Source organism: Protofrankia sp. Cj5, assembly GCF_917627405.1.
GTDB lineage: Bacteria > Actinomycetota > Actinomycetes > Frankiales > Frankiaceae > Protofrankia.
Window position 1 is genome coordinate 1 of the sequence record NZ_CAKJTO010000158.1, and the last position, 8,073, is coordinate 8,073.

7 protein-coding genes are annotated in these 8,073 nt (G+C 72.9%); all 7 read right to left on the reverse strand.

The genetic code is table 11. The annotated features are described in order from the left end of the window. Positions 1–119: 119 nt before the first annotated feature. A complete protein-coding gene (locus MJ777_RS21280) occupies positions 120–1,925 on the reverse strand; it encodes a hypothetical protein (protein ID WP_239377581.1) in 1,806 nt (601 codons plus the stop codon). A gap of 129 nt (positions 1,926–2,054) precedes the next feature. Next, entirely contained in the window at positions 2,055–2,798 is a 744-nt protein-coding gene (locus MJ777_RS21285; protein ID WP_239377582.1) for a hypothetical protein, read from the reverse strand. Continuing rightward, positions 2,791–3,072, reverse strand: a complete 282-nt coding sequence (locus MJ777_RS21290) for a hypothetical protein (protein ID WP_239337436.1) — start codon at positions 3,070–3,072, stop codon at positions 2,791–2,793. The genes MJ777_RS21285 and MJ777_RS21290 overlap by 8 nt, the downstream gene beginning before the upstream one ends. Positions 3,073–3,196: 124 nt before the next feature. Further along, positions 3,197–3,970, reverse strand: coding sequence for a molecular chaperone DnaJ (locus MJ777_RS21295; RefSeq protein WP_239377583.1), 774 nt, complete (start codon positions 3,968–3,970; stop codon positions 3,197–3,199). After that, positions 3,963–5,210: an AAA family ATPase gene (locus tag MJ777_RS21300; protein ID WP_239377584.1), complete on the reverse strand. Its 1,248-nt coding sequence runs from the start codon at positions 5,208–5,210 to the stop codon at positions 3,963–3,965. The genes MJ777_RS21295 and MJ777_RS21300 overlap by 8 nt, the downstream gene beginning before the upstream one ends. Positions 5,211–5,217: 7 nt before the next feature. Then, positions 5,218–7,353, reverse strand: coding sequence for an ATP-binding protein (locus MJ777_RS21305; RefSeq protein ID WP_239377585.1), 2,136 nt, complete (start codon positions 7,351–7,353; stop codon positions 5,218–5,220). Positions 7,354–7,361: 8 nt separating this feature from the next. Further along, positions 7,362–8,073: hypothetical protein (locus MJ777_RS21310; RefSeq protein WP_239377586.1), on the reverse strand; the 712-nt coding region annotated here is incomplete at its 5' end.

The following is an 8,073-nucleotide window of genomic DNA, read 5'->3' on the forward strand; positions in this document are numbered from 1 at the left end:
CGCACTACTCGCCCCGGCCACCAACAATCGGAATCCCACGCTCAGACCCCGCCGCCGCTGATGGGCAGCGAGGTTGTCTCGGTCCTCCTGGTTCCACGGGCAGTCGGTCATCGGCGGGGTCATGGCGAGGTTCGGGCTCCGTTCCGGCGGGCGGCGCGTTCGTAGAGATGGGCGGCCCGCAGCGGGTCGCCGTTGCGTTCATGGAGCTCCGCGGCCCGAACGAAGTTGTCGGCGAACTCGGCTTCGAGAGCATCGTCCAGCCAGGTCCGCGGCGCGGACGGAGCCCCCGGGGCGCGGTTGCGTACCCGCTTCAGCAGTTCCCGGGCGCGCTGCCAGCCGGATGCGGACGGCTCCGGCTCCGGCGCCGAAACCGGCCCCGGCTCGGGTGGCCGCGGGGTGACCTGCGTATCGACGTCCGCCAGCGCGGCCACGGCCTCCGGTGGAAGCTGAAGGTCAAGCTCTGGGCCGGGGCCGGCCCACAACGTCCACACCGGCTCGCGAGCGTGCAGGTCGAAGGCGACGGCCCGCGCCGGCAGCGCCACCACAGCAATGTCGTCCGCGACGCCGAACAGTGCCCGGCGGGCGGTCGGGGGCAGCCGCGGACGCGTCCGGTAGCCGACCGGCAGGAACAGCGGGCCAGGCCCGAGGCAGTACAGCGGTTCGCCGACCGGGAGCCGTTCGAGCAGGCCGCCCGGGGCCAGCAGCAGATGCCTGTCCCGGCCGCGGACGACGACCGCGATCTCGGCGAGCGGGTGCCCCGCCAGCAGCGGAGGGATGCTGGCAAGGTCGTCGTCGTCGAGCAGCGCCGCGTCGATGTCGACCCCGCTGGTGCGGCCCGCGACGATCGCGACGGGTCGCCCCGCCAGCCGCAGCGACGTGTCGCCGGGTGCCGTTATGGTCCGCTCCGGCGCTTCCAGCCGGTAGCCGTCCACGAGTCGGACGAGCGCGGCTGCGTCCATCGGCTCGCCCAGGCCGACCAGCCGCCAGCAGCCGAAGGAGCCGTCGGCCAGTACCCACGTGTCGGCGTCCACCAGGCCGGCGAGCAGCGGATCGGGCAAAGCGGATGCCATGGCGTGCTGAACCAGCAGCCTGTCACCTGTGGCTCGGCAGAGCAGCACGAACGGATCATGATTGAGCGCGACCAGCAACGACGCGGGCAGAGGCTCCGCCGATGCCGCGGACAGCCGTAGTTCGGTGGCGACCCGACCGCCACCGAACGGCCCGGCGGTGGTGTCGGACCGCGTCGTGGCTGATTGCATCGTGACTGATTGCGGGGTGACTGATTGCGGGGTGTCGAACAGCGGGTCGAGCCGGACCGGCCGGTACCGTACGGAAAGCCCCAGCTCCAGGGCACGTTGGACGACCCCACCGGCCAGGGCACCCGGCAGCAGTACCACCGCCTCGGTCGGCGTGCCGGCCACCACCGGGTGCAGCCCGGCTGCCCGCACGACCTCGACGACGCTCGCCGAACCAAAGCCGGACGTCGGCACCGCCTCGCCGGCAGCGTCGCCGGCTGCCGCGGCCGGCGGAAGGCCCCAGCCACGGTCAGGCTGGAACCGGCCGTCGGTGTGGACGTACAGCCGGCCGTGCGCGGTCGACACCAGCTCCCGGCCCAGGTCGAGGGCCATCTCAACGGCCACCCACCAGGCACCGCTGCCGTCACCGGTGCCGGCAGCGGCCGGGCCGGGCCGGTGGACCCGCAGGAACCGGAAGCCGTCACCATGCCCGGTCGCCACCAGCGAACCGGCGAACACAAGAGCCGCGGATGCGGAGCCGAAGCTGCCGGCGAGTCCCACCACCGGAGCCGGCCCGGCCCGGTCGGACCCATCCGGTTCGGCGGACCCGTCCGATCCTGACGACGACGGTCGGCTCGCCGGTTCGTTCTGGGGTGCCGGGAGCGTAGCCGGGGGTGTGGGAGCCGGCACGAATGGTCGCCCGCCGGACCCCGCGGCCGGCGACACAGGAACCTCGTCCGGCGGGATCTCGTCCAGGCGGAAAAGGGGCGAACGTCGCCCCGCGCCGGACCCGGAACGATGCGGAGGTACGGTCATCGGCTACCTCACGGACGGGCTGGTCGCGGGCTCAGCCGAAGTCGCTGCTGGTGTCTGTCTCGCTGCGGATGGTAAGGTCAGTTCGGTGTGCAGGACCCGCGCTGACCATTCGGCCCAGCGTTGCTCCGCTCCGGGGCGAGCGCCTCGCACGGCTGCGGCGAAGACAAGCGCGACCTGGTCGTAGCGGTGCGCGGCCTCGGCCAGCGCGACCGCCCATTCCTCGATCCGGCGGCTGGCCGCGTTCACCGGCCAGGCGGGTTCGGCGGCCGAGCGTCCGGCGGCCGACGCCTCGGCCAGCATCGCTTGGACGTCCGCGAGCACGGGAAGGATGCGCCGGTAGGGCAGACGGTCGGCGACGTCGCAACGAGCCGACACCAGTCGCCGCTCCAAGGCATCGAACATCGACCCGACCGCCGATTCGACCGGATCGGCCAAGCCGGCCAGGTCCGCCGGGTCGATCTGGCCGCCCGGGTCGACTAGATCGGCCGGGTCGCCCGGGTCGGGCGCCAGCGACGCGCGGGCGGCGGTCGGCTCGTTCAGGTTGTGGACGAGCACCCACGCGGCGATGTGGATGAGGCCGGCCGCGGCGTAGTCCGTGGCCGCGTCCCGGTAGCGGCCGATCCGGGCGAAGAGATCCGCCGAGCGCGCGAAGTAGCCGGCCTCCCGGTAGCAGCGCGCGGCCTCGGCGACCTGGCCCACCCTCAGGTAACAGCTCGCGGCCCGGTCAAGCAGCGGGGCGTCAGTCACGGAGCCGTGGCCCCCGTTCGGTCTGGCCGGTCTGGCCGGTGGGCGGTTCCTCGATCGGTCGCGGTCTGAGCTGATCCCGAGCCGCCGGCGGCGGTTCCGGGACCTCCTGTTCGATGAGAGCGTTGTTCTCGACGATGCGGGCGACGTCGGCCGTGACCCGGTCGTGACGGGCGTCGTGGTCGGCGGCGGGCGCGCCTTCCGCCGTGTCCTCGACGCGGAACACCTCGACCTCGCCGGTGTCGACGCGGTAACGGAACTTCACCCGGACCCGCATGCCCGCACCCCCGAATCCTGAATCCCGAAATCTGAAAATCTGAAAACCTGAAAACCTGAAAACCAGCAAGTCTGAAACTCTGAAAACCAGCACCGCTGAAACCCGGCACCGCTGAAACCCGACGTCAGATCTGCAGCTCGAATTCGATCTCGAGAACCCCGCCGTTCTCCGAGCAGGTGACACCCTCGGCGCGCCGGGCTCGGGCGTAGGCCATGATCGCGTCCCGGTAGGCCCCGGCCAGCGCCTGGTGGAAGATGTTGCGCCCCTGGATGCCGACGGCGACCAGCCGGGTCGCGGCGTGGCGGCGCAGCGCCTCGACGCGGGCGGCGGCGGCTTCGGCCAGGGCGGCGTCCGCACGGGCCGTGGCGGTGGCCTGGACGGCAACGCCTTCGACGTCCTCGGCCCGCGCCCGGGCTGCGGCGAGGAGCGCGTCGACCTGGGCGTCGACGGCCAGGGCGGCGTTGCGCTCGGCGTCGCGGCGCGCGTGCGTCTCCGTCCGGCCACCGTAGTTGTCGTCGTAGTAGGTGCTGTCACCCTCGGCTTCGACGGTGTCGGCGAGCTGCCCGCGGACGACGGTGGCGGCTTCGGCGGACGCCGTCACCTCGGCGGTGGCCTCCGCGACGATCTCCAGCTCGCGGGTGGCGGGGTGGTAGAGCAGGTAGCCGCCGTCAAGGGCGTGCCGGAACGACTCGCCGTCGCGTTCCCAGCCCTCGGTGCGGGCGAGGACGCCGCTCAGCGCGGCCAGGGTGGGTGCGCCGATGCCGGCGGCCAGCGGCTCGCGGACCCGGGCGTCCCCGACCGCCTGCCCGCGCCGGGTCACCTGGCGGCGGACCTCCTGCTCCCAGGCGTCGGTCAGGTCACGGGTGGCGCGGACGCGGACCCGGCGTGGGTTACACATCGATCAGCTCCTCCTCGGTGAACCGTTCCCGGTAAACGATGATCGTCTCGCGCTGTTGCCGTTGGACGTCGGCGAGCAGGTCGCGGGCGTCGGGGTGGTCGCGGCGCAGTTCCAGGGCGAGCCGGTGCCCGCGGCGCAGCAGCTCCCGAAACTCCTCCGCCCTGGCGATCCTGGCCCGCTGGCCGACCAGCTCGGTGAGATCGAGCCGCAGTTCGCCGACGCTGCGGACGGTGTGGCCGGGCTGGTCGACGGGCACGCCCGCGTCGGCGGCGACCCGGCGCATCGTCTGTTCGTCGCGGGGGTTCGTCCACAGGTGCACGAGCGGAGCGAGATCGGCGAGCTCGGCGACGGCCCGGCCGGCGAGCAGCGCGGACGCCGCGAACGTCTTCTGTGCCTTCACCGCACGCCGGTCGGAGAAGGCGACCCCCTCGGCGCGCAGGGAGCGCACGATCCGGGCGAACGGCCCGCGCACGGCGGTCAGGTCGATGCCGGCGACGGCGCGCCGCAGCGCGGTGAGGTCGGCGAGGCTGAACCCGACGCGGGTGCGCGCGGCCGGGTCGTCGTCCTGCTCCCCGGAAGGCCCGTGCACCCTGGCAGGCTCAGCTACGTTGATCAGTTCCTGTTCGCCGCGCCAGCCGAGCGCGAGAACATCCTCGATGTCGTCGTCGGGGACGTAGTCGAGCCGGCAGCGCAGCAGGAACCGGTCACCGAACGCGGCCAGCACCGGGTCGTCCGGGATGTCGTTGGACGACCCGAGCAGCGTGATCAGGTTGACGTCGACCGTCCGGGCGCCGTTGTGGAAGGTCCGCTCGTTGATGAGCGTGAGCAGCGTGTTCAGGATCGCCGAGCTGCCCTGGAACACCTCGTCGAGGAAGGCGATGTCGGCTTCGGGCAGCATCCCGGCCGTGTTCACCTCGTAGACGCCCTCGGTCTGGAACCGGCGGATGTCGACCGGCCCGAACAGCTCGGCGGGTTCGGTGAACCGGCTGAGCAGATAGCTGAAGTAGCGGGCGTCGAGGATGCGGCGGAAGCGTTCCAGCAGGCTGGTCTTGGCGGTTCCGGGCGGCCCGACGAGCAGCACGTGCTCCCGGCACAGGACGGCCAGCGCGACCAGGTCGACCGCTTCGTCCCGGCCGACGAAGCCCTGCTTGACCTCGTGGAGCCGGGTCGCGAACGTGCGCGCCAGCACCCTGGTCGGCTGGCTCAGCGCTGGTGCTGGTGCTGGTGCTGGTGTGGTCATGGTGTGGTCATGGTGCGACGCTCTCCCCGTCGGTGACGATTGGGACCATACGAGTGGTGTGACTGGGCGTGACGACCAGGGCCACCCGGCGCTGCCCGTCGCCGGAGCGTCCGAGCCGCGGCTTCCTCTCTTGCTCCCGTTGCTGGCGGGCCGCCCGCAGCGCCCCGATCAGCTCGCCGAGCCGGCGGGCGTCCGCACGCCGCCCCGGGTTCCCGACCAGCTCGTCGGCGCGGCCGTCACGGAACACCGACCGGATCTCGTCGCCGTTGAGCCCCTCCGTGGCCCGCGCGACGGCGTCCACCAGGGCGGGGCTCACCGTGATGCCGAAATGCCCGGCGTGCACCCGGACGATCTCCCGGCGGGCTTCGGGGTCCGGCAGATCGATCCTGATCGGACGGAACCGGCTCGGCCGCAGCAGGGCGTCGTCGATCAGGTCGATCCGGTTGGTCGTGCCGATGATCAGAACGGGTACCTCGGGCCGGAAGCCGTCCAGCTCGGTGAGCAGCTGGGCGACGATCGCGTTTCCCGCCCGGCTGCCGCCGTCGTCGCGGCCGGTACGCCTGGCCGCGATCGAGTCGAACTCGTCGAAGACGACCACGGCCGGGGCGTTGCGGCGGGCCTCGGCGAACAACTCACGGACCTTGCGCTCGCTCTCCCCGACGTACATGTCGGTGACCTCCGGCCCGCTGACGACCAGGATCGTCGCGGCCAGCTGGGCGGCCACGGCCTTGGCGAACAGCGTCTTGCCCGTCCCTGGCGGGCCGTGGAAGATGAACCCGCGTGGCACCAGGTCGTGGCGCAGATGTTCGGGCAGGTCGACGGCACCGCCGACGATGGTCAGCGCCCGCCTCAGCTCGGCCTTGACGTCGTCGTAGCCGCCGATCGCCGAGAACGGCACGTTCGGCACCTCGAACGAACTGGACGTGCGGGCCTTGAACACCCGCAGCTCGTGGCGCAGGTCCGCGAAGGTGGGCCGCCGGGCCTGGCTGATCGTCTCGCCGGTCGCCGGGTCGACCTGCTCGCCGATCGCCGGACGGTGCTGGTGGTAGGCGAAGCGCAGCGCGTTGCGCAGGCGCACCGCGTTCATCCCGGCGACGTACTTGTACAGGTCGGTCGCGTCGAAACCGTCGAACAGCCCGGCTTCGGCGCGGGTCACCAGCGCCCGGCCCACCGGCACCCGCTCGCCGGAGCGGGTCGCCACCTCCCGGGGCAGGATCTCGATCGACAGCCGCACCGCGAACCGGTTGGCCAGCACCTCGGGGATCACCAGGGACGGGTCGGTGAACGCCAGCAGCACGCACGCGCTGCGCTCGTAGAGGACGTCGGTCAGCTCCCGGGCCTCGCTCGTCAGCGCCGCGTCGGTACCGCCGGCGAGCAGGTCCAGATGCGGCACGACAACCACGTCGCCCGGCTTGGCGTCGGCGACCGCGGTCTGCAATGCCGCCAGCAGCTCGGCGCGGCGCCCGCCGCCGAGCGGGGTCGCCTCACCGAAACCGCCCGGTGCCCCCAGCGCCGCGCTGTCGCTGCCGCTGCTGCCGTTGCTGCCGTTGCCGGCAGCGCCGACGAGCCGGAGCGTCCGCTGCGGCCGTCCGGACCGGCCGGCGATCTCGTGCGCCAGATGCTCGACGAGCAGCTTCTCGCAGCGCACGAGGACGGACAGGCCGCTCTCCAGGTAGGCGGCAGCCCGGTTGATCTCCATGTCGTGCGCGATCAGAACGGCTTCCCGCTCACTCAACGTCTCCGGATGGCCGAGCCCCGCGGCCACGCCCCGTTCGGCTGGATCAGCGACGTCGACGGTGCCGGCGTCCGGAGCGGTGTCGACACCGCTGGCGACACCGCTGGCACCATCACTGGCGACACCGCTTGCCGGCCCGCTGTCCCGCGGCGAGCGGGCCGCGGCGAGGGTCGTCAGATCAAGACCCGGCGGGGGGTAAAGCGCGGTCGACGGGTCGGACGCGGCCAGCTTCAGATCGAGTCGTCGGACGGGCACGTCCAGATACGCCGGGTCCAGCTCGGTGAGGCTGAACGCCGGCAGATCCGCCAATAGCTCGCCGAGAGTGAGATCCGGCTCGTCGATCTCGGCCAGTACGTAGCGGTCCTGGAACGCCGTCGGGTCGATCGGGACGAGCGTCAGGCTGCGCATCCGGCCGCTCACGCCGCACCCGCCACGCCTGCCATGCCCGCCACACCTGCCATGCCCGGCGCGCCTGCCGACAGAGCGAGCCGGTGGCGCCGGACGAGTTCCAAGGCGCCCCGGTAGCCGTCCAGGAGCGCCCGGGAACGGATCAGTTCCGGGTCGCGCTGGTTCAGCGCGGCCAGCGGCACCCAGAACGCGGCGGTGGCGAGGGGCAGATCGTCGGGCCGGCCGACGCCGGACAGCGCCCGCGCCGCCCCGCGCAGCCGGCGGTCCCAGTCTGCGCCGTGGCGCAGCCGGGCCAGCAGGTAGGTGTCGAGCACGACGTCAGGATGATCGTGGGACAGCCGGGCCAACAGTTCCCTGCGCCAGCCGAGCACCGCCGGGTCGGGTGACCACACGGCCAGCGCCGCGGTCAGCACCGCCCGCCCACGCGGCCGGCCGAGCAGCTCGACGGCGGCCGCGACCTCCGTGGCGGTGGCGTCGGCGGTCAGCCGGTCACTCGGCGGCCGGTGCAGCAGCGCCGTCAGCGTGGACACCCGCAGCAGCGCGTCGGCCAGCTCGGTGTCGATCGTCTGGTCAGCTTCCGAAACGGCCCAGCCTACCGACAGTGTCGGTGCGACCACCGCGTGCCGGGCAACGGCGTCGGCCCAGCCACTGGCGGACAGCCGCGGAGCCGGGGCCGCCTCGGCGAGCGCCCGCGCCGGGCCGGGCTCGGCCCGCCCGCCG